General features: G+C 61.8%; 19 protein-coding genes and 1 tRNA gene. 9 read left to right on the top strand and 11 right to left on the bottom strand.

What is annotated here, in order from left to right; translation table 11 throughout:
• Positions 1-14: 14 nt before the first annotated feature.
• The 3 genes from HNR55_RS14715 to HNR55_RS14705 all read right to left on the bottom strand — a co-directional run bounded on the left by HNR55_RS14715 (position 15) and on the right by HNR55_RS14705 (position 3,062).
• Positions 15-692: a 2OG-Fe(II) oxygenase gene (locus HNR55_RS14715; RefSeq protein WP_166116617.1), complete on the bottom strand. Its 678-nt coding sequence runs from the start codon at positions 690-692 to the stop codon at positions 15-17.
• 159 nt (positions 693-851) lie between these two features.
• Positions 852-2,243 carry an oxygen-independent coproporphyrinogen III oxidase gene (gene hemN / locus HNR55_RS14710; protein WP_166116615.1) on the bottom strand — a complete coding sequence of 464 codons (1,392 nt, stop codon included), beginning with the start codon at positions 2,241-2,243 and terminating at the stop codon, positions 852-854.
• A 9-nt stretch (positions 2,244-2,252) separates the two neighbouring features.
• Positions 2,253-3,062, bottom strand: coding sequence for an OmpW/AlkL family protein (locus tag HNR55_RS14705; RefSeq protein WP_166116613.1), 810 nt, complete (start codon positions 3,060-3,062; stop codon positions 2,253-2,255).
• A gap of 302 nt (positions 3,063-3,364) precedes the next feature.
• Here HNR55_RS14705 and HNR55_RS14700 point away from each other — a divergent pair, with 302 nt between their 5' ends.
• On the top strand, positions 3,365-4,147 hold the full coding sequence (locus HNR55_RS14700) for a Crp/Fnr family transcriptional regulator (protein ID WP_242005628.1): 783 nt from the start codon (positions 3,365-3,367) through the stop codon (positions 4,145-4,147).
• 92 nt (positions 4,148-4,239) lie between these two features.
• Here HNR55_RS14700 and HNR55_RS14695 read toward each other — a convergent pair whose 3' ends face one another.
• Together HNR55_RS14695 and HNR55_RS14690 are read right to left on the bottom strand one after the other, a co-directional pair.
• Positions 4,240-5,814, bottom strand: coding sequence for a Do family serine endopeptidase (locus tag HNR55_RS14695; RefSeq protein WP_166116636.1), 1,575 nt, complete (start codon positions 5,812-5,814; stop codon positions 4,240-4,242).
• A 180-nt stretch (positions 5,815-5,994) separates the two neighbouring features.
• Complete coding sequence (locus HNR55_RS14690; protein WP_373318121.1) at positions 5,995-6,450, bottom strand: nucleoside deaminase; 456 nt, start codon at positions 6,448-6,450, stop codon at positions 5,995-5,997.
• A 524-nt stretch (positions 6,451-6,974) separates the two neighbouring features.
• Between HNR55_RS14690 and HNR55_RS14685 the strand changes: the two genes are divergently transcribed.
• From HNR55_RS14685 to HNR55_RS14660, 6 genes are all read left to right on the top strand, one after another.
• Positions 6,975-7,706: a gamma-glutamyl-gamma-aminobutyrate hydrolase family protein gene (locus HNR55_RS14685; RefSeq protein WP_166116611.1), complete on the top strand. Its 732-nt coding sequence runs from the start codon at positions 6,975-6,977 to the stop codon at positions 7,704-7,706.
• Positions 7,703-8,479 (top strand): pseudouridine synthase, encoded by a 777-nt coding sequence (locus HNR55_RS14680; protein ID WP_184382757.1) that lies wholly within the window; start codon positions 7,703-7,705, stop codon positions 8,477-8,479. Before HNR55_RS14685 ends, HNR55_RS14680 begins: the two co-directional genes overlap by 4 nt.
• On the top strand, positions 8,479-9,066 hold the full coding sequence (gene rsmD / locus HNR55_RS14675; RefSeq protein ID WP_184382755.1) for a 16S rRNA (guanine(966)-N(2))-methyltransferase RsmD: 588 nt from the start codon (positions 8,479-8,481) through the stop codon (positions 9,064-9,066). Before HNR55_RS14680 ends, rsmD begins: the two co-directional genes overlap by 1 nt.
• A gap of 105 nt (positions 9,067-9,171) precedes the next feature.
• Complete coding sequence (ssb, locus tag HNR55_RS14670; RefSeq protein WP_166116608.1) at positions 9,172-9,771, top strand: single-stranded DNA-binding protein; 600 nt, start codon at positions 9,172-9,174, stop codon at positions 9,769-9,771.
• Positions 9,772-10,120: 349 nt separating this feature from the next.
• Complete coding sequence (gene dksA / locus HNR55_RS14665) at positions 10,121-10,534, top strand: RNA polymerase-binding protein DksA (protein WP_086647048.1); 414 nt, start codon at positions 10,121-10,123, stop codon at positions 10,532-10,534.
• A 69-nt stretch (positions 10,535-10,603) separates the two neighbouring features.
• Positions 10,604-10,678 (top strand) — tRNA-Thr (locus HNR55_RS14660).
• Between the two features lie 313 nt (positions 10,679-10,991).
• On the opposite strand, the gene tyrS is transcribed toward HNR55_RS14660, so the two are convergent.
• The 4 genes from tyrS to HNR55_RS14640 form a co-directional block, all read right to left on the bottom strand.
• Positions 10,992-12,254 (bottom strand): tyrosine--tRNA ligase, encoded by a 1,263-nt coding sequence (gene tyrS, locus HNR55_RS14655; RefSeq protein WP_166116606.1) that lies wholly within the window; start codon positions 12,252-12,254, stop codon positions 10,992-10,994.
• A gap of 118 nt (positions 12,255-12,372) precedes the next feature.
• A complete protein-coding gene (gene tldD / locus HNR55_RS14650; RefSeq protein ID WP_166116604.1) occupies positions 12,373-13,830 on the bottom strand; it encodes a metalloprotease TldD in 1,458 nt (485 codons plus the stop codon).
• Between the two features lie 97 nt (positions 13,831-13,927).
• Positions 13,928-14,623, bottom strand: coding sequence for a histidine phosphatase family protein (locus tag HNR55_RS14645; protein ID WP_166116602.1), 696 nt, complete (start codon positions 14,621-14,623; stop codon positions 13,928-13,930).
• A gap of 15 nt (positions 14,624-14,638) precedes the next feature.
• Complete coding sequence (locus HNR55_RS14640; protein WP_166116600.1) at positions 14,639-16,783, bottom strand: GMP reductase; 2,145 nt, start codon at positions 16,781-16,783, stop codon at positions 14,639-14,641.
• Positions 16,784-17,356: 573 nt separating this feature from the next.
• On the opposite strand from HNR55_RS14640, the gene HNR55_RS14635 reads away from it, so the two are divergent.
• Together HNR55_RS14635 and HNR55_RS14630 are read left to right on the top strand one after the other, a co-directional pair.
• Positions 17,357-19,972, top strand: a complete 2,616-nt coding sequence (locus HNR55_RS14635; protein ID WP_456304252.1) for a DNA translocase FtsK 4TM domain-containing protein — start codon at positions 17,357-17,359, stop codon at positions 19,970-19,972.
• A gap of 8 nt (positions 19,973-19,980) precedes the next feature.
• Positions 19,981-20,646 (top strand): RluA family pseudouridine synthase, encoded by a 666-nt coding sequence (locus tag HNR55_RS14630; protein WP_166116596.1) that lies wholly within the window; start codon positions 19,981-19,983, stop codon positions 20,644-20,646.
• A gap of 27 nt (positions 20,647-20,673) precedes the next feature.
• Here HNR55_RS14630 and HNR55_RS14625 read toward each other — a convergent pair whose 3' ends face one another.
• Complete coding sequence (locus HNR55_RS14625; RefSeq protein ID WP_242005626.1) at positions 20,674-21,861, bottom strand: glycosyltransferase family 4 protein; 1,188 nt, start codon at positions 21,859-21,861, stop codon at positions 20,674-20,676.
• A 7-nt stretch (positions 21,862-21,868) separates the two neighbouring features.
• Positions 21,869-22,528, bottom strand: coding sequence for a glutathione S-transferase (locus tag HNR55_RS14620; protein ID WP_166116595.1), 660 nt, complete (start codon positions 22,526-22,528; stop codon positions 21,869-21,871).
• Positions 22,529-22,536 lie beyond the last annotated feature (8 nt).

The raw sequence follows: 22,536 nt of genomic DNA, 5'->3' as shown, positions 1-22,536 counted from the left end.
CCAAACAGGAAAGGTCAGGCCCGGACCATACGCGGTCCAAAGGCCAGTTCGTGCACGGCACGCCAGTTTTTATCGACAAAATTGACGATCAGGGTCCGCCGTGTCCCCCGGATCGGGCGCTGTACAAAGCCATGCCATGTCTTGTCTGAGGGGATGAACAACACCCCCGAATTGAACACGCCAGATGCACGGGCAACAGATTCGCCCTGAGGTGTCATCAGGTCCGTGCCCCATTGCTGCGCGTCCTCCCCCCTGGAAAGGGAGATTAGCAGGGTCAGCTTTTTGGCCCCGATGTCGGTATGGGGTTCGAGCCAGAATCCATCCGTATCCAGACACAGTTCCAGCCTGAGGGCCGCCTCATCCAGCGGGCTGCCACATATGGCTTCAAACGTCTGGCGCATGGGGTCACTATCCAGCAGCGTGGCCATGCGGTCCAGCCGGGCATCCCTTGCGCGCACGGCCGGGTCCACAAAAACGCGGAAGGCATTGCGCGTTTCCCGCCGCCCGCCAACATCCCCTGCAATGGCGCTCTCCCCCGGGTTCCAGTCCACAAGGGCGTCGCATGCAGGGGGTTCCAGAACGTTTTCAAGCATCCAGTGCGCGAACGGATATGTGGCCGCGGGTGTGTGGCGTAACCTGTCCGGCAGGGTAAAAGACCCGGTCTGGCCGGGCAAAGGAGCATCAGGACGCATGTTGTCCGATCCTTCCGATAAAACAGAAATATGCTGGAGAACCAGAGGTGCCGGGCTTTTTGCAGCATTGCCTCTGCGGTTCAGAAGCTGTTCCTCCATGCGCCAAAACAACCCGATGATCAAGTTGCATGGCAGAAATGCCAATCTGAACGGTCTGCTTTACAACGCACCGGAAAAACGGGGAGCAGGCGCTTTGCCTGTGGCTGTAGCGGCCAGTTCCTTCTGCCGCGTATCAAAAACAGCCGCGACATTGCGCAAAAAGGGACGCCCTTTTTCTGTCACCTCTATGCGGCTGTCAGAGCGGGTAATCAGCCCATCCCGCTCGAACAGGTGCAGGCTGGCCAGTTCCTCCACAAACCCGTCCATTCCCGGATTATCGGGAATGTGGTTTGAGCGCAGGTCCACCGCCAGATCGCACATAATACGCTCGATAATGGCTCCACGGCAGCGGTCCTCCGCTGTACAGACCACTCCACGCATGACCGGCAGTTCCGCCGAATCGGCCAGAGCGCGGGCATAGGGTGCAACAGCAGGAATATTCTGGGCAAACCCCTCAGGGGTCATGGAAATGGCAGAAGCCCCCATGCCCAGCAGCACCGGACAGGAATCCGTGGTGTAACCCTGAAAATTGCGGTGCAGGGTGCCAGCACTGGCGGCTTTGGCCAGAGCATCATCCGGCAGGGCATAATGGTCCAGCCCGATGGCCTGATACCCGGCCGCCTGCAACACCGCATCAATCTGCGCACGCTGGGCCAGCCGCTCCGAAGAGGACGGTAACGCGCTTTCAGGAATAAGCTTCTGGCGCTTCTGCTTCCACGGGATGTGGGCATAGCCAAACACGGCCAGCCGGTCGGGGCGGAGCAGGGTAATCTGGCGTGCCGTCTCACCCACACTCTCCACCGTCTGGTAGGGCAGCCCATAAATCAGGTCGATGTTAACGCCCGTAACACCTGCGGCACGCACCTGCTCGATACAGCTCTGGGTCTGCGCAAAGGACTGGTGACGACCGCAGGCTTCCTGCACCTTTTCGTCCAGATCCTGCACACCAAGACTGATGCGGTTGAACCCCAGATCACCCAGGAGTGCGGGATAGCCTGCGGGCACATGGCGCGGGTCCATTTCCATCGCCAGTTCGGCGTTATCGGAAAAACGGAAGAACATGCGCACGGCACGCATAAGCTGCCGGAGCGAGGCCGGTGGCAATGTGGTGGGCGTACCACCGCCAAACTGAAGATGATGCACAACGCGATGCTCACCCATAAGGGCTACAACCCGGCGCATTTCCTCGCGCAGCAGGTCGCCATAGGCCACGCGCCCGTCCTCATGCCGCATGACCGAGGTATTACACCCGCAGAACCGGCAGAGCTCATCACAGAATGGAACATGAAAATAAAGGGAAACAGGCAGGTCTGCTGGCAGCTTACGCAGCCAGCGTTCCACATCCTGAGCCCCGACCGCGTCCGAAAAACTCGCAGCGGTCGGGTAACTGGTGTAGCGCGGCAGATTCCCGCCGTAGCGGGAAATCAGGTCGGAGACAGGGTCCGCGCTCATCAGCCGAGATCAGAAGCGGTATGCAATACCGGCGGACACCACGGTGGGGTCCAGGGATTCGTGGGCCGTGATGCGGCTTGTCCCCAGAGCGCCACCTTTTTCCCAGGCATGCATACGGACGAACATCTGCTTGACGTCAGCATTGAAGAACCAGTTGCCAACCAGCTGATAATCGAAACCAACGTTAACAGACGGGCCACCGGTGAAACCGGAGTTCAGCTTCGTGCCCGGCAGAGCGCCGTTCATGTTGTGGAACCACATGGCGGTCGCACCAACGCCCACATAGGGGTTGAAACGCTTGTGAGGACGGAAATGCCAGGCAAACGTGACCGTCGGGGGCAGAACCCAGGCGGAACCAACATCAAGATGTTCGCCCGGTACGTTGGGGCCCATTGCGGACACTTCGTGACGGGTGCTGGTTGCGATCAGGTCAACCGACAGATTGTCGGTGATGAAGTATTCAACCGTCAGTTCCGGCATAGCCTGATTGGTGGTGGAAAGATGCGTGTTCTTCAGCGCAACGTGATCACCACCAGCGATCGGGCCGGAAGCCCACACTCTGGCATCACGATCCTGCGGCAGAACGCCAACGCCGGACAGGCGGATCATGATGTCCCCTTTGCCCAGACCGATTTTGGTGCTGGCGCAGGTTTCAAAGATACCGCAGTGGCCAGAAGGCTTCTGCGCATCCGGAATGCGGTTCATGACCGGAGCATTGACGTAAGCAGCATTGGGGGTTGCTGTCTGCGCCTGAGCGGCACCCGTCAGGGCGGCCACACCTGCCACTGTAGCTGTCAGAAAGGAACGGAACTTGACCATTGTGTTTTGTCTCTTCCACTGCACTGTAATTCTGTGCCGGAAAGACCACGCCCACGCCAATGCAACCTTGATTTAAATCAAGTCTGGCGCATACTGCTCAAAGATGAGTCAAAGCTGTGTCTTTTTAACCACAGACCCCGGTTTCGACTTTTTTGCAGTTCTGGCCTGCAATTAAAATAATCCCTTGGCATGATTGATTTATGTCAACAAACGTTACAATGCTGTTGGGCGACCTTTTACGGCCCTAACCGTTATTACAAACCGTAACCGTTTGATATTAAACGGTTTTCTGGATTTATCGCATGACATCTTCTCCCCAGACATCTGCCTTCGTACCCGCTGGCGGGGCAGTTCATGCCCCCAAAGCGGATATGGATGTCATGCGTTGCCTTGTGTGTGACATCCGGAACAAGAGTCTGTGCAACAGTATGGATGAGGAAGGACTTGCCGCACTGGCCCAATCTTCCCGCCAGTTATTACTGCCGCCAGGCATGACAATTGTTGAGGAGGGAGAGCCCGCACTGGCGTTTTTCAATGTCACACGCGGGACGGTCAAACTCTTCAAATCCCTCCCCGATGGACGCAGGCAGATTACGGGCTTTGCCGATGCAGGCCAGTTTCTGGGCCTGAGCACGGCGCAAACCTACTCCTTTGGGGCAGAAACGGTGGATAATGTGCGGCTGTGCCGCTTCCTGCGCCCCCAGCTTGAAACTTTGCTGAGCGATTACCCGACCTTTGAACGCCGCCTGTTGGCCGCAGTCACCGACAAGCTGGCCGAAGCACAGGAGCAGATGCTGCTTCTGGGCCGCAAAACCGCGCGCGAGAAGGTTGCCTCCTTCCTGCTCGACCGGATGAAAGCCTTCCACCAGACCGCAAACCGGCGGCAGGAGGTGGAAAACATGGCCTCTGTCCCCATGACGCGGGTGGATATTGCCGATTATCTGGGCCTGACCATTGAAACCGTAAGCCGGACCATTAGCGCCTTCCGCCGCAGCCTGCTGATTGCCAGCGCGGAAAACCACCGTATCCGCATTCTCTCGGTTGCGACTCTGCTCAACATCGCCTCCGGGCAGAAAACGGACTGAGCAGACGCCGACCTCTCAGGATGAGAGTATTAAAAAAAGGCCGACTCCACAGGAGTCGGCCTTTTTTGCTGATAACTCAGGACAGGTTTTCCTTAATTATCGTCATCATCTCCGCTACCGGCACCGTTATCCGCTGGCAGGCCTGCGGCACTTCCATCGGGCGAAATGGCAATGAACAGGGATTGCCCATCCCGCAGAATACGCAGCAACACCGGTTTTTTGGCCGCCATAGCCGCTTTGACCAGACTGACGGCCGCCTTGGGCATATCCACTTGCTGGCCACCAACAGACTGAATGACATCCCCCGGACGAATCCCGGCCTGATCCGCAGGAGAGCCAGCCTCCACATCGCTCACCACAACACCATGCGTATCCTGCGGCAGACCAAGCTGCTGGCGCGTATCGCGGTTGAGCGGGGCAAGAGCCACACCCAGATGCTGCCCGCCTGCGGTACTTGCTGTTTTACCCGCATCTCCCGTGGCGCTGGCGAGGTTGCCGATTTTGGTGGTGGCCGTCTGCGCCTTGCCCGCACGCACAAAGCCGATTGTTACCTGCGTACCCGGAGCCACCGCCGCCACACGCACGGCCAGATCATGCGGGGAGGCAATTTTCTGGCCATTAAAGTCGGTAATCACATCTTCGGCCTTGAGACCCGCTTTTTCGGCCGGGCTGTCCTGGCTGACACTGGCCACCAGCGCCCCTGCGGGCGGCGCACCCGCAGCAGCGGGAGCAGGCAGGTTAAGCGCGCTGGCCATAACGGGGGAAATAACCTGTGCGTTCACACCAAGGTAGCCACGCACCACATGGCCGGTCTTGCGCAACTGGTCCACAACGCTGCGCACCGTATCGGACGGAATGGCAAAGCCAATACCAATCGACCCACCGCCAGAGGGGGAGAGAATGGCGGTGTTGACCCCCACCACCTTGCCGTCCTGCGTAAAGAGCGGGCCACCGGAGTTGCCGCGGTTAATGGGGGCATCCACCTGAATGAAGTTGTCGTACGGACCTTCGTTGATGTCACGCCCACGGGCGGAGACAATACCTGCCGTAACCGTGCCACCCAGACCGTAGGGGTTGCCAACGGCAATCACCCATTCCCCCGGCTGCACGTCATCGGACTCGCCAAGTTCAATAAAGGGCAGCTTCTGTGTGGGCGTAACCTTGAGCAGCGCCAGATCGGTCTTGCCATCGCGGCCGACCACCTTGGCAGGCAGGGTTGTGCCGTCATCCAGTGTGACGGTGACCTTGGTCGCCCCTTTGACCACATGGTTGTTGGTCACCACATACCCATCGGCCGAGATGACAAAGCCCGACCCACGCGCCTCAATCAGCTGCTTGGAGGGCTGGGGCATCATCTGGAACGGAAAGGGGAACGGAAAAGGCCCACCGCCCATACCCATGCCACCGCCTTCACCTTCCACGGCGTCGGAGCGGATCATGGAGGTAATGGACACCACCGCCGGTTTGACCTGTTTGACCAGCTCCACAAAATCGGGAATCCGCTGGGCGGGGTTGCTGGGCTTGATCATGCTGGACGTATCCGCCCAGGACACACTGCCAGCCCACGGCCCGACGGCGGAAACCAGCATGCAGCCAGCCAGCAGAGCCTTGGTCCAGTTGCGGCGACCACCACGCGTGCAAACGTTTGTCACAGATTTTTCCGACATCACGATCTTGACTGTTCCTTGTTGTACCCAAGCAGGACTTGTTTCGGGTGACCACGGCCTGTTCTGGCGCCACCTGCGCCAGCACAGGCCGCCAAAACCTGCATCACCTTACGCCCTGAAAACTAACATGGTTTCCTTTTCGGAAAAAAAAAGCCTTCAGCCCACCTCGCGTGCAAGGTTTTATGCAGGTGGCAGAGACTCCTCGCCCCGCAGGATCCGGAAAAAGCTTTTCAGCAGTTCTCCAGCCTCGCGCTCGCGCACACCGCCTATAATTTCCGCACGGTGCAGGGCCTCGGCCCGGTAAGGCAGGCGGGGGCCGTGTTCCACCGCGCCACCCTTGGGGTCATACGCCCCGAAAACCAGCCGCCCTACCCGAAAATGCGCCATGGCCGCCGCACACATCGGGCACGGCTCCAAAGACACAACCAGAGTGCAGTCCGCCAGCCTGCGGCCCTGCCGCTGGTGCACGGCGGCACGCATGACCAGCATTTCCGCATGGGCAGAGGGGTCTTGCAGTTCTTCCACCCGGTTGCCAGCCTGCGCCAGCACCGTGCCTTGCGCATCCAGCAGCACGGCTCCCACTGGCACCTCCCCCCGCGTGGCGGCCATATGGGCCTGTTGCAAGGCCAGCTCCATGCCCGACTCCCTGCCGGAATGGAGGGGCGTATCATGCACCATTGCAGCGCCTTTCATGGCTGGGTATCCGCATGTCTGAACAGGTCGGGGGCTGCACCATCATATTCTTCTTGCAAACCTTACCATAATTTTGCCATCCTGCCTTAAAGTCGCCATTATCCCTGCACAGCGCACCAGACTCTGCGGAGGGCACGGATGATGATCTGACCGTCTCTCAACTCTTGGCTGGAAAGGTTGGAACCATGCATTCTCTGTCTTTCATTCTGGCCGCGGCCGCAATGGGGTTTGGTCTTGCTGTTGCAGACAGGCTCCCCGGCGAGTCCTCAACCCCTGCTACCAGGCCGGTTGTGAGTAGTCATATGATGCCCCACAGCATTCCGGTGTTTCTGACCCGCTAGAAGCGGCCCAAAAGCACCCGCCCGGTACGGGGCAGACGGGAAAAGATGCAAAATTTACGCACCTGTGGCACCTGACACGAAACAGTTCCAGTTTTCCAATGGCTTTTCGTGCAGGACCACAGGCTTATGGCAGCAGAGCGCCCCGTTATTGGCATTACCCTTGATCTGGAAGACGGCGGCGCGGAGCGTTACTCCCGCTTTGCATGGTGCGCCCTGCGCGAGAATTATCTGAGCGCCGTAGCCACCGCAGGCGGCTTGCCGGTAGCTCTGCCCCTGTTCCCGCAACTGGGGCTGGAATACGTAGCCAGGCTGGACGGGCTGCTCATAACCGGCGGCGCGTTTGATATTGATCCCCTGCTTTATGGTGCGTCCGAGCGCCACCCCAGCGTAACCCTGCGCCCGCGCCGCACACGGGCCGAAAGCGCCCTGCTGGCCGCCGCATTGCAACGCAACATACCCGTACTGGGCATATGCGGGGGCATGCAGTTAATTGCCGTAAACCTTGGCGCAACGCTGATCCAGCATCTGCCCGATACAAACCCCACGACCCTGCCGCATGAACAGCCCAACCCGCGGGATGAGGCAAGCCACGGCGTGGACATCCAGCCCGACACCCTTCTGGCCCGCATAACCGGCGGGGCCAGACGCATTGCCGTTAATTCCGCCCACCATCAGGCCGTTGGCACCCCCGGACGCGGGCGGGTGAATGCCATTGCCGAAGATGGCGTGATAGAAGGCATAGAAGACCCGGACCACCGTTTTTGCCTTGGGGTGCAATGGCACCCGGAATTTGGCATAGACCCGGCAGACAGAACACTTTTCAAGGCCTTCGTACAGGCCGCAGGAGAACAGGCGTGACACAGGAAGCGCGGGGAGAACGCATTGCAAAATGGCTGGCACGTTCAGGAGTAGCCAGCCGGCGCGATGCAGAGCGCATGATTGAGGAAGGGCGCGTGCGGCTGAACAGTCAGGCTGTTACGCATCCGGCAACCTTTGTCACCGATGGCGATATTGTTCTGGTGGACAACCAGCCGGTTGCAACCCCGGAACGCACAAGGCTGTGGCGCTACCACAAGCCCGACGGGCTGGTCACAACCCACAAGGACCCCGAAGGACGGTCAACCGTTTTTTCCTCCCTGCCCGAGGGCATGCCCCGTGTGATCAGCGTTGGACGGCTTGACCTGAACAGCGAAGGACTGTTGCTGCTGACCAATGATGGCGAACTGGCCCGCAGGCTGGAACTGCCCTCCAACGGCTGGCTGCGCCGCTACCGCGTGCGCGTGTTTGGTGTGGTGGACGAAGCGCGGCTGGCCTCCCTCGCCCATGGCAGCGTGTTCGAAGGCGTGCGTTACGGCCCCATTATTGCAGCCCTCGACTCGCGCAAGGGCGATAATGCGTGGCTCACTGTCTCGCTCAAGGAAGGCAAGAACCGCGAGATCCGCAAGGTCATGGCCGGGCTTAACCTGCATGTCAGCCGCCTGATCCGCACCAGCTACGGGCCGTTCCCCCTTGGTACGCTGCAAAAAGGCGAACTGGAGGAAATTCCGCCCCGCGTCCTGCGTGACCAGTTACCCAAAGCGCCAGAAAAAACCGCCCACCAGTCCGCCCCAGCCCGCCACAAGGCCCGCTGATGGTGCGCATTATTGCCGGGGCACGCAGAGGCCGGGTGCTGGCCGCCCCCTCTGGCGGCACCACACGCCCCACGGCGGATCGTGTGCGTCAGGCCCTGTTTGACGTGCTGGCCCATGCCCCGTGGGGCGGACCAGCCCTGCTGGAAGGTGCCCATGTGCTGGACGCCTTTGCAGGCACAGGCGCTCTCGGGCTGGAAGCTTTGTCCCGCGGGGGAGAAAGAGCCGTTTTTTTTGAAACCGACCGTCAGGCCCTCACCGCCCTGCGCGCCAACATCCATGCTTGTGGGTGGGAAGAACGCTGCACGGTGTACCCGCGCGATGTCACCGTTCCACCAGCCGCCCGCGCAACGCCTGCAACTCTGGTGTTCCTGGACCCGCCTTACCACAAGAACCTGCCCGGCACAGCTCTGGCCGCCCTGAAAGCCAGAGGCTGGATTGCCCCCAACGCCATAGCCGTGATTGAAACCGGGCGCGACGAACCCCTGCCCTTTACGGATGAGACCGAGGGCGCTCCCGCCTGCCCGCACGAACTGCTGGCGGAACGCCAGCACGGTGCCGCGCGCCTGTCCATCTGGCGGCTGGCGTAAAGTCGCAGTGGGACCACCCGCACAATAGGTAGACCATGCCCCCCGTGCTGCGCTACACAGACCGGAACAAAACGAACTCACAGGTTACAGAAGGCGAAGAGAACCATGGCTGGAAGCGTTAACAAGGTCATTCTGGTCGGCAATCTGGGCAAAGACCCGGAAGTCCGCTCCAGCCAGAGCGGGCAGAAAATCGTGTCCTTCTCCCTCGCCACCAGCGACACATGGAACGACCGCGCCTCGGGCGAAAAACGTGAGCGGACCGAATGGCACCGCGTTGTCATTTTTAATGACCGGCTGGCCGAGGTCGCCGAACGCTTCCTGCGCAAAGGCCGCAAGGTGTACCTTGAAGGCGCGTTGCAGACCCGCAAATGGACCGACCAGAGCGGGCAGGAACGCTACACGACCGAAGTGATTGTGGAGCGCTTCCGTGGCGAACTGGTGCTGCTGGACAGCCGCACTGGCGGCGAAGGCGAAGGTGGCGGCGGCTTTGGCGGGGGTGGCTTTGGCGGCAGCACTGGTGGCAGCAGCTACGGCGGCTACAACACCAGCGGTGGCCCGGACTACGGCAACGACAGGAACGGCGGTAACGGGGGTGCATCTTCCCGCCTGCCAGCCCCGCAGCGCGGTGGCGGCGGCGGTGGCGCTGCTTCTGGCGGCTGGGATGCCTCGGGCGGTGGTGATCTGGATGATGAGATCCCGTTCTAAGCACGCAACACACGCCATAGTGCCTGCAAGGGGTCGTGCTCACACGGCCCCTTTTTTATGCGTGGTGGTCAGGATTTCCCCCCATTGGACCACCTGTTGCGCAAAGCACAAACCCATGTGGCGGAGACAGCGCTTCACATATCAGATTTTATTGAAATTTTAATAATCGGATGTTTTCTGTTTATTACTTTTTCCAAATAACAGTTTTTCTTTTATCTTACTGACCGCCCTTCCTGCTTTTCTTCTGGCATCTGTGCATAAAATTCTTGGCGCACGGGCATGATGCCGCTATAAGCCGCGTCATTCTTTCAAGGCAGGTTTCCTGTCATTGCAAAGGCTGACGACTGACATGATTACTTTACCGCCAGATTATCGCCCGTCAGAAGAAGAAGAGTTCATGAATCCTCTTCAGACGGAATACTTCCGGCAGAAACTGCTCAAATGGCGCGCTGATCTTTTGAAAGAGGCGGGGGATACCCTGGCCAGTCTTTCCGAAGGTGGCATTCATGAGGCCGATATTACCGACCGCGCAAGCGTGGAAACGGACCGCGCCCTTGAACTGCGCACCCGTGACCGCGCCCGCAAGCTGATTGGCAAGATCAACCTTGCTCTCCAGCGGGTTGAAAACGGCAGCTATGGCTACTGTGAGGAAACCGGTGAGCCCATCGGCCTGAAGCGTCTGGAAGCCCGCCCGATCGCCACCCTGTCCATCGAGGCGCAGGAGCAGCACGAGCGTATGGAAAAAACGCATAGGGACGATTAATTTTCGTCTTTTTTTGTTCTCCCCACTCTTGCGGTGGTGCGCCCAAAAGGCTAGAACCCCGCAAGCAGTGCTGCTGTAGCTCAGTGGTAGAGCACTCCCTTGGTAAGGGAGAGGTCGACAGTTCAATCCTGTCCAGCAGCACCAGCAATTCCCCCAGCATAGAGCGTAGTTTTTACGCCGCTGTTTTTTCAGGCTCCCGAGCGTCCTGAAAAAAAGAATCCTGCCTTCAAGAGGTTCAGGCGCTGTCCCCGTGCAAAAAAGGCCCCGCATTGCAGCGGAGCCTTTTGCAAACACACCCGAGACAGGCAAAGCCTGAAGCCGGTCCGTCGGGGAGCCCTTCTTAAGGCTACCCCCACCGCCGGGTAAACGCGTTCTTCAAAAGGTTAAAGACCCCAACCCAGCCAGTGCGCATACAGGACGCCACTTAAACCGCCTGACCTGCCTGATGGCCTGATGTTCAGGCTCCAACCTTCACCAGCACATGATGTTTTTTGCCAGCGGAAAGCCTGATGGCGCCATCTACGCTATCGTGCTCCACAATCAGGCGATTTTCATCCGCTATCACGGCATTGTTGAGGCGCGCCCCACCACCCCGTACCAAACGCCGGGCCTCGCCATTGGTTTTGGCAAGCCCTGCCTCCACCAGCAGGCGGAAAACGGGAATCCCTGCGGCAAGGTCAGGCTGGGTCACTTCATGCACGGGCAGGTCGGCGGCGGTCAGCGTGCCTTCCTCAAAGGTCTGGCGGGCAGCTTCGGCTGCGGCCAGAGCGGCCTCGCGCCCGTGGCACAGGGCCGTGGCTTCGGTCGCCAGCACCTTTTTGGCTTCGTTAATCTGCGCGCCCGGCAGGCTCTCCAGCCGTGCGCATTCTTCAAGCGGCAGGTCCGTGAACAGACGCAGGAAGCGCCCGACATCAGCATCCTCGGTGTTGCGCCAGAACTGCCAGTAATCAAATACCGGCAGACGTTTTTCGGACAGCCACACGGCCCCACTGGCCGTTTTGCCCATTTTTGCGCCGGAGGAAGTGGTGAGCAGCGGAGTGGTCAGCCCCATGACGGATTTCTGATCCGTCCTGCGCACCAGTTCCACGCCAGAGATAATGTTGCCCCACTGGTCGGAGCCGCCAAGTTGCAGCACCAGCCCGTATTTGCGGCTGAGTTCGCGGAAGTCATAGGACTGGAGAATCGAGTAGTTAAACTCCAGAAAAGTCAGCCCCTGCTCCCGTTCCAGACGATTCTTGACAGAGTCGAAGGCCAGCATACGGTTAATGGAAAAATGCACCCCCACATCGCGCAGCAGGTCAATATAGGCCAGCCTGTCCAGCCAGTCGGCATTATTGACCAGCAGGGCATCCGCGGGGCCCGTGCCAAAGGTCAGGAACTGGCGCAGACACCCTTCTATTCCGGCAAGGTTGGTCTGGATGATGTCATCCGTCATCAGCCGCCGCGCCTCCTCCCTGAAGGAAGGATCACCAATACGGGCAGTGCCGCCGCCCACAAGGGCGATGGGGCGATGGCCATGCTTTTGCAGCAGGCGCAGCATCATAATCTGGATCAGCCCGCCCACATGCAGGCTGTCTGCCGTGGGGTCAAAGCCGATATAAGCCGAGATGGACTCCCGTTCCATAAGTGCGTCCAGTGCCTGCGCATCCGTGCACTGGAAAATGAAACCGCGTGCTGCGGCCTCGCGCATGAAAGAACTCCGAAATCCGCTCTCGACCATTTTCCTGTCCCTATCCTTCGGCCCGCATCAGGCAGGCAGAACCCAAGGCACACGCTCTAGCATGAGAGCGCGCGCAACAGGAACAGCCCACCGCAGGCCATAACCAACGGAGCAGCCCTTACGCCGTGCCGCCCACGGTCAGCCCGGTCATTTTAAGGGTGGGTTGCCCAACACCCACCGGCACGCCCTGCCCGGCCTTGCCGCAGGTGCCAATGCCGGGGTCCAGTTCCAGATTACCCCCGATCATGGAAACCTGGGTCATGGCCTCTGCCCCGCTGCCAATGAGCGTTGCACCCTTGACCGGAGCCGTAACGCGCCCGTTTTCGATCAGATACGCTTCGGAGGCAGCAAACACGAACTTGCCCGACGTAATATCCACCTGCCCGCCACCAAAATGCACGGCGTACAGCCCACGCTTGACCGAGCGGATCATCTCCTCCGTGGTCGCGTTGCCTTCGAGCATAATGGTGTTGGTCATGCGTGGCAGGGGCATATGCGCATAGGACTGGCGGCGGCCATTCCCCGTAGGGGCAACCCCCATGAGCCGTGCGTTCAGCCGGTCCTGCAAATAGCCTTTGAGAATACCATCCTCAATCAGCACCGTGCGGCCTGTAGGCGTGCCTTCATCATCTATGGTCAGGCTGCCACGGCGGTCTGGCATGGAGCCGTCATCTATGACCGTCACACCGGGGGAGGCCACGCGTGTGCCAATACGCCCGGCAAAAACAGATGTTCCCTTGCGGTTGAAGTCCCCCTCCAGCCCGTGACCTACGGCTTCGTGCAGCAGAATACCGGGCCAGCCAGCACCCAGCACCACTTCCATTTCCCCTGCCGGGGCGGCCTGTGCCTCCAGCGCCACCAGCGCCTGACGCAGGGCCTCGTCCACCGCACCCTGCCATGTTTCCTCATTCAGCAGGCGGTTAATCTCGTAACGCCCGCCAAGGCCGTGGCTCCCGCTCTCGCGCTTGCCATCATGCTCCACCACAACCGACACATTCAGCCGCACCAGTGGCCGCAGGTCGGCCACGCGCGCGCCATCGGCACGGATGATCTGCACGGCCTGCCACTCGCCCGAGAGCGAGGCCATAACCTGCACCACGCGCCGGTCCTTGCCCCGTGCGTAGGCATCAATACTGGAAAGCAGACCGGACCGGGCGGCAAAATCCGTATCTCCCAACGGGTTGGCATCCGTGTAGAGCCGCTGGTTGGTGGGGCGTGGTGGGGGGGCCATAACCCCCGAGCGGCCCGCGCGCACCACACCCACAGCACCGGCCGCACGCAACAGGGAGGAGCGGCTCATCTCATCCGAATGGGCAAAGCCTGTCTCTTCCCCCAGCACCGCGCGCAGGCCAAAGCCCGTGCTGGTGTTGAAGGAGGCGGAGCGGATAACCCCGTCATCCAGTGCTATGGATTCGCTCTCACGGTATTCAAGGAACAGTTCGCCATCGTCCATGCCGTCCAGCGCCGTGCGGGTCAGCTTTTCGGCATCATCCCGGCTAAGCTGGGCCTGCTCCTGAGCAAAAAACAACTGGTCTGTGGCGGCCAGCGCCCCGGCGTGTGAGGGAGAGAAAGACATGGACCAAAGCCCTCCGTCTGGGAAATATCCGTCTGGGAATAACGGCTGCCCGCACGGCCAGCCACCTGTTTGACCTGAATGCCAGAAACCGCGGTGTTCAGATACCCGGCAACTCGTTTACCGTAACCACCCGCCAGCCCGTATCCAGCCGCTCCAGAATGGTCAGGGAGAGGTTCTGGACCGAAAAATGCAACGCGGTTTCGGCATGTATGCGCAGCGCATGCGCCAGAGCCGCACGAATAACCCCACCATGGGCCACGGCCACAATGTTGCGCCCTGCATGTGTTCTGGCCAGCCGGTCCAGCAGGCGACCAACACGGCTGCATACCTCAATCACACTCTCCCCTTCCGGGGGGCAGTCACTGGCGGCAACAGGCCAGAAGGGGTGGGGGGGCAGAGTCAGGTGCGCAGGCAGGACGTGATATTCCAGCCCCTGCCATGTGCCCAGATTCTGCTCGATCAGGTCCGGCTCCACAGTGAGCGGGCGGGGGCCGTACCCGGCCTCCTCAATCGCCTGTGCGGTACGCCGTGTGCGAGAGAGCGGACTTATGAACCACTGAGCATCCTGCGGCAGACGCTGGGCCAGCGCGCGGTACATGGGCTTCTGGGCAATCAGGCTGTCGGGACAGAGCGGCACGTCCATGCTGCCATACATGCGCATACGGGCGTTTTCTTCCACCAGAGCATGGCGGATCAGCCAGAAGCGGGTAATACCGGTTGGAAGTTCAGGCCCATCCAGAAAATGGTCCTGAGAAGAGGATGAGGCTTTTTCGGCAATCATGTGTTCGCTCATGCCTCTGTTGTGGAATCAGCTTTGCCCGAGCGCAAGAGCAGAAATGCCCGGCCTGCCCAGAGCAGGGGCCTGCCCGGACATACACCCGCCACCGGGCAGGCTGGCACGGGCCGCATGCGGGTGACACGGTGGCTGTGCATGGGCAAGGTCCGCCCAGTAACGCAGGATCAGGCCCAGCTTGGCCAGCATCCACACTACGGGGTGGTCTGCCGTGGATGCCCCTTTTGCCACTGCGAGGGCAGCCGCATAGCCCCCTCCCGTGCCCGAAATATGCCGCGCAGAGGCCGAAACACGAAGCGCGCCCATACCTGCCTCAACACCCTGCGCCGAGGTCAGGGCAACCGGTTGCCCCACATGGCAGGGCAGGGCCGCAAGAGCACGTTCCTCCCCCCGCAGGTCCATGGGCAGGGAGGAGGTCAGATCAGCCAGCAGCCAGCCATGCACCAGTCTGGCCTGTGCAAAATCCAGCGCACAGCCGTCGTGCAGGACGGTAAAGGCAAAAATGCCCGGCTGGCTGTCCCACGCGTCTGCCTCCGGCTGGGTGGACAACGCCACCGAGGGCAGCAGGCGTACAAACGGGCAGGCACGCAGCGCGGCTGTGGCCCCCTGCATGAACTGCTGCAACCGCTCGGTCTTTTGCGCATCCGGCACGGCGGCAAATGCCTCCATTTCGGCCCGTGCTCCACTCCAGCGCACGAACAGGCCCGCGTTCAGGCCCGCAGGCAGGATGCGGCAGGCAGGCAGGTCCGGCCATTCAGCCCGCGAGGCATATGCCGCAAGGCCAGCAGGCAGGCAGGCTGTGCCGTGCAGGCGGGCCAGCCAGCTATCGGGCAGAAACAGCGCGCCACTAAACGGTGGCCCGGTAAAGAACTTGGACCCCGTAACCATAACCGCCCAGCCCCACGCCACGTACTGGCGCACAAGCTCTGGCCGCAGGCGGGCCTGACAGGCATCCACCAGCACATCCACCTGACCGGGGTATTGCGCACACAGGGCGCGCACCCTGCTGGCGGGCAACACAAGCTGCCCGGTTTTGGAAACATGCAGCATGTAAAGCAGCACACGCCGCCCCGCCCCAACCGCGCGGGCCACTTGCTGCTGGCAGGCGGCAAACAGGTCGTTATCGGGCACACGCTCCGCGTTGCTGCCACGCAGTTCCAAGGCAACATATTCCGCGTCCCGCATAAACCCGTCTATGGGCATGCCTTTCTGCACTGCCTGCCCCCGCGCGGTGCGATAGGCAAAATGGCGGCCACAGGTCGCCAGCGGCACGCCGCTCCCGGTTTCTTCCGCACCGGGCACGATGGTTGTCAGCGGTGTGTTCAGCAACTCCATGACTGCCGTGGCGGCCAGAGCGCAGTCGGTCCCCGATGGGGCGAGCACAACACGCCCAGCTCCATCCAGATGGTAAAACCCTGCCAGAAAAGTCTTGGTTTCCTCCACAACGGCCCCGGCCCCCTGCCCCTCCACCGCAAGGCGGATCAGCCGGATAGCCGCCTGATGCATGGCCCGCGCCGCGGGCAGTGTGGGGGTGGATGCGGTGGAGGAGGAAAAATCCAGCTCCCCGTACCGGGGGAGAGGCTGGCACCCATACCGGTTAAGGCCGGTTTGCGCGCCGGGGTCCAGCCGTTCGTCCCCTCCGCTTACAACCAGCCATTCCGCAGGTTGCAACACCGGCCATGCAGTACAGGCCCATGCCTGCAGGGCGGGCACATCCACCCCATGCGGGCGCAAGGTGGAAGCTACAAAAAAAGCCAGTTCCATAAGGCACCGGGCAAGCCGGGCGGTATCGGGCACTGTGGTTCCCGCCAGACCATGCCCCCATGCACACGGCATGGGCATGGACCCACCGGAGGGGCAGAATGGCCCCGTCTGCCAGGCACAGGCCGTAACCCTTGCCGCAGCCAGCAGCAGACGCGCCATGCGTTGCCCATCTGCCCCCTCCGCCATGCCTGCCCCCGCAGGCGGGCAACAGGCACGCACAAGGGCGGACAGTTCCAGCGCAAACCGGGCGTAAAACCATGCCTGAGCGGGCTCAAGCGGGTCGGCGGAACAGGCAATGCTCCCATCGGGCTGAACACGGACAGGCCATTCGGAACCGGGTTTTTGCAGAACAAAGCAGGGTGCCAGCATATGCCGCAGGAAAGGAGAGGACTGCATAGACTGCAAAACACTGGCCAAATTACTTGCATCCATTCACACGGCACACCCCGGTGCGGAAGATGACCAACAGCAGATACCCGCCATTGTATCGGGGCTGTGCCCGCGACAATCCCTTACCCGAACCACCGCAGTCCTGCCCCAGACTGCCTGACCCCATGCGGCATACACGCCACACAGGCAAACGCGCAAAGTCCCAGACTTGTCCGCACAATGCGCATATACTGGCCTAATATTGTTGATCCCCCTCCGCTGAACAAGCCGACACGCCCCTTACGCCCACGCCCGCCACGCCGGGGGGCCATGCTCCCGGCTCTGGACGCACCTCTTTGACATGGGTTCAACACCGCCCGGCTCTGGCCGCAATCTTGTGCAAAGGATGCGGTTCGCAATACGCGGCAGGACTGCTAAGAAGAAAGCAGTCACCCTTTACAACCACCCGCGCGCACGATTCCTGCCCATGGCAGGGAGCAGGCGCGGCCTCTGGAGTCAGGACCGGCACCCTTGGCGCGCATAAGCCCTTTAAATACCACCAGATCCCCCGCTCTCCACAAAAGTACCCTGCGCCTGCGCATGGAAGAAAGCGGCGGCGTTGCGCTCTGCATTCTGGCCTGTGCCCTGCTGGCCGCCCTGCTGACCTACAACCCGACCGACCCCTCCTTTAACACCGCCACCAACCAGCCCCCTACCAACCTGCTGGGCATGACTGGCGCATTTGTCGCCGATACGCTGTTGCAGGGAATCGGACTGGGGGCCACGGTGCCGGTGCTTATTCTGCTGGCATGGGGGTGGCGCTTCATGAGCCACCGCCTGCTCGGGCACGAAACATGGATGGTGTTTGGCATGCGGGTGGCAGCCATTTTATGCCTGCTCCCCGTAAGCGGGGCACTCCTTGCCGCCATTCCACTGCTGTTTACCGCCCTGCCCGGCGTGGAATGGCCTACACAGGCGGGTATTGGCGGGGGTGTTGGGCATTCCATAGCCCAGACCTCCATTGCCGCGGGCATGGCCGCCATAGGGCCTGCGGGAGGAATGGTTGTCTGGCTGCTGGGCGGACTGCTTGCGGGGCTTCTGCTTGCCCTTGGCACCGGCCTGCGGCGTCATGAATGGTATGCCATCTGGCGGGCATTTGCATTTGTCGTGTGCCTGCCGGGCAGACTGGGCAGGCGGTTCGTGCGCTACTATGCCAGCCACAAACCACACTCCGCCCCCCCGGCAGCCAGCGTACAGCCCGGTGCCTACACCGCACAGTCCGCCCAGCCTGCGGCGGACGCGTTTTATGGCAGCACCCTGCCCTCCGGCCCCCTGTTTGATGATGAGGAGGACGAGCACGACCTTGCCCCCTATACCGCTCATCAGCCCGCCACCCACCATGCCACAGGCACGGCACTGGTACTGCACGGTGCGCAGGAAAACAGCCAGCGCAGCATGCATACCCTGACACCCGCACCGCTGGATGCACCACCGGGCAGCCCTGCACGGGCAACGACCATAACCCCGCAGCCCGCCACAAAGGCCGACACAGCCTTTACCCTGCCCACCGCCACGACACAGCATCCCACGCCGGAAAAACCCGCCAAAAGCGGGTTGCTGGGCCGCCTGTTCTCCGGTGCCAGCCAGCCCGAGAGCACGCACGCCACCCCCGAACGCAGCACCCCCACCCGCAAGGGCGGATGGGAACTCCCCCCCATGAGCCTGCTGCGCGCGGCCCCCAGCAACGCCCATACCGGCCCCTCGCCCGAGCTGCTCAACGCCACCGCCCGTATGCTGGAGCAGGTTCTGGCCGATTATGGCGTGCAGGGCCGCATTGTGGGCATGAGTGCTGGCCCCGTGGTAACACTTTATGAGCTTGAACCCGCACCGGGTATCCGCTCGGCGCGCATTATCGGGCTGGCGGACGATGTGGCGCGCTCGCTATCCGTGCTGAGCGTACGCATTGCCACCGTGCCGGGCCGCAACGTGATGGGGATTGAAGTTCCCAACCAGACGCGTGAGACGGTTTACCTGTCCGAACTGCTCAACCAGCCCACATGGCGGGAAGATACCGGCCAGCTCCCTCTGGCACTGGGCAAGGATATTGCGGGCGAACCCATGTTCTCCGACCTTGCGCGCATGCCCCACCTGCTGGTGGCGGGCACCACCGGCTCGGGCAAATCGGTTGGCGTGAACGCCATGATCCTCTCCCTGCTCTACCGGCATTCGCCCGATGAATGCAGGTTGATCATGATTGACCCCAAGGTGCTCGAACTCTCCATTTACGATGGCATCCCCCACCTGCTCACCCCGGTTGTGACCGAGCCCCCCAAGGCGGTTAACGCGCTCAAATGGGTTGTGCGGGAAATGGACCGCCGCTACCGCACCATGGCCCACCTGCAGGTGCGCAACATTGCAGGCTACAACGCCCGTGCGGCGGAAGCCCGGGCAGACGGGGAGGTGGTGGTCCGCCGCGTACAGACCGGCTTTGACCCCGAAACCGGCAACCCGGTGTTTGAGGAACAGTCCGTCGCTCTGGACCCCATGCCCTATATTGTGGTCATTATTGACGAAATGGCCGACCTGATGATGACCGCAGGCAAGGAAATTGACGCCTGCGTGCAACGTCTGGCCCAGAAGGCGCGCGCGGCGGGGATTCATGTCATCATGGCAACGCAGCGCCCTTCGGTGGATGTGATTACCGGCACCATCAAGGCCAACTTCCCCACCCGTATTTCGTTTCAGGTGATCAGCAAGTTCGACAGCCGCACCATTCTGGGCGAGCAGGGGGCCGAGCAGCTTCTGGGGCAGGGGGACATGCTGTTCATGCAGGGTGGCGGGCGCATTACCCGCGTACACGGCCCGTTTGTGGCCGACAGCGAAGTGGAGCAGGTTGTCAACTTCCTCAAGGAACAGGGCGAGCCCATTTATGATGAGGACGTTCTGGCCGAACCCATGGAGGAAGGTTCCTCCTCCAGCGCTGGCAGCCGTGCCAGCGGGAACGAAAACGCCGAAGCCGACATGTACAGCGAGGCGGTAAGCATTGTCACACGTGAGGGCAAGGCATCCACCTCCTTCATCCAGCGCCACCTGTCCATTGGCTACAACCGCGCGGCCAAGCTGATTGAGCAGATGGAAAAGGAAGGAATTATCAGCCGGGCAGACAATGTCGGCCGCCGCAAGGTGCTGATCGGCTCCAACCGCGAAGAAGACTAAAACCCCGTATGCCTGCCCCCCTGCCCCCCCTGCTCTACCAGAGCAGCCATGTGGTTATTCTTGACAAGCCCGCGGGCCTGCCCGTGCACACCGGCCCCGGTGGGGGTGCCTGTGTGGAGGACTGGTTTCCCCAGCTTTCCCGCCGCAAGGATGGCCCGTGGCTTGCCCACCGGCTGGATGCGGATACATCGGGCTGCCTTGCCATAGCCCTGCGCAAACAGCCCCTACTGGCCATGCAGGAAGCCTTTGCAAACAAAACCGCACGCAAAACCTACTGGGCTGTGGTGGATGGTGGACCACAGGCACCCACCGGGCGGATTAACCTGCCACTGCTCAAAACCAGCACCAGAGCGGGCTGGTCCGTGCAGGTAGCGGACAAGGGGGCTCCTGCGGCCACCACATGGCGGGTTCTGGGCCGGGACGGGCAGACAAGCTGGCTGGAACTGGAGCTGGAAACAGGGCGCACCCATCAGGCCCGTGTCCATTGTGCCGCCATGGGCTGGCCCATTGTGGGGGACGCGCTTTACGGCAAGCCCCACGCGGCCGGGCTGCACCTGCTGGCCAGAAGCTTGTACCTGCCCATTGATAACGGTGTTACCGTAACCGCACCCCCACGCGCGGGCATGCGCCCCGCCCTGCACGCCTGCGGCTGGCGCGCAACCGAACAGGGCTGAAAAACCCACTCCACGGCACACCGCCCCTTAAAGCTGCCCGAGTGCTCCTGTATCGGGCCAGACCTGCGCAAGCCTTGCATGCAGGTTGTGGCGTCTGGTGCGGAGCACTGCACTATCAAACATCTGTGCCCGCACACGCCCGGCCTGCCCCATGCGGCTGCGCAGTTCGGTATCGGACATCAGGCGGTCAAGCGCTTCCACCACGGAGGGCAGGTCATCGGGGTTAGCGTAAAGTGCTGCCTGCCCGGCTACATCGGGCAGCCCCCCTTTGCGTGATGTCACCAACGCAGCCCCACAGCCCATGGCCTCCAGTGCGGCCATGCCAAAAGGTTCGGCCCACCGGCTGGGCACGGCCACAATGGCCGCGTGGCTCATGGCCTGCAAAACCTGCGCATGGGGCTGGTAGCCTAGCATCTGTACCCCTGCGGCCTGAGCCTGCGCCTGTATTCTGCTCAGAAATTCGGTTTGGGGGGACATACAGCCAAACCTGTCTGCCCCTATAATCTGCGCCCGCCATGTGGGGTAGCGGGGCAGCAGGGTGGCGCAGGCCTGCACAAAGGCATCCACCCCCTTGTCTGCCACAACGCGGCCAGCAAACAGCACAAGATTGTCCCTTACAGGGGCGGGGGCTGGCAATGCCGCAAGGTCCAGCCCATTGGGCAGCACGCTAACCTGCGCCTGCACGCCCTGCTCCAGAAAACGGTTCCGCAACCACTCGGACACCACAACAACAGCCACCCTGCGGGCCAGCAACATGCGCTTACGGGCCGTTTTGATCAGGCGCATACTGCGCGGGTCATTGTGCAGCACCAGCACCAGCGGCAGGTAGGGAAAGCGCTGGCTTATGGCCCACGCCAGATCCGGGCGGTTATGCACCTCCACCAGATCGGGGCGCAGCCTGCGGACCAGCCGCACCACGCCCGCCCGGTAACGCCCCGCATGGCTGAACGGGAACAGAACCGGCGGCACAGGCGCAAAAGGCACATCATCATACGGGCTGGTTGCCGGGGAGCTGCCCGCCACCACTTCGCCCGCCCCGGCCATGCGGTGCACCAGCAGAGCTATGGCCCCGGCCTCATCAGGGGCAAAACTTTCACGCGGGGGCAGAACAGTCAGCACCCGCAAGGGGGGAGTGAACGCTGCGGGGGAACCGCCCACTCCGTTGCCCTGCTGCGGGTTGCGCACGCTCATGCCTGCTGCCCTGCTGCCCGCCATGGTGTGTTCAGGCGAGGGTTTCGTACATATCCAGTTGCCATTCCACCGGCTCACGCGCAGCAGCAGCGTACCATTCCACCATCAGCGGGTGGTAGCGCACGGCCTGCATGTAAGCCTGCGCCGTGCTGGAAAGCCCCGGTACGTCGTAGGACAGAAAACGGCAGACAACAGGGGCAAACATGGCATCCGCATTCCCCATGCCCGACCCGCACAGGAACGGCCCGCCCCGGCCGGCCCCTTCGGTCCAGATGGCGTTAATGCGCGCTATATCCTTGTGCACATCTTCGGCCAGAGGCGCGGCCAGCGGGTGATTACGGCCCAGATTCATGGGCAGGGCAGAGCGCACGGCCCTGAAGCCGGAGTGCATTTCCGCCGCCACCGAGCGCGCCCATGCCCGCGCGGCCCGGTCCTCCGGCCATAAAAAGGCGTGGTGCTCGGCACAGTATTCAGCGATGGAGAGCGAGTCCCACACCACGGCCCCCCTGTGTTCCAGATACGGTACGCACCCGTTGGGCGAGAGGGTTTTAAGGGCTGCGGTCTGCCCTGCACCGGCCAGCGGCACAACCTCCACCCCCACATCCAGCCCGGCCAGACGCACACACAGCCAGCCGCGCAGGGACCATGACGAATAACGCTGCGTACCAATAACCAGACGACCTTCCGCCATGTGCGTGT

Origin of the sequence: Acetobacter lovaniensis, assembly GCF_014207635.1 — a bacterium.
GTDB lineage: Bacteria > Pseudomonadota > Alphaproteobacteria > Acetobacterales > Acetobacteraceae > Acetobacter > Acetobacter lovaniensis.
The sequence above is the reverse complement of the archived record's forward strand: the minus strand, read 5'-3'. Positions and strand labels throughout refer to the sequence as shown.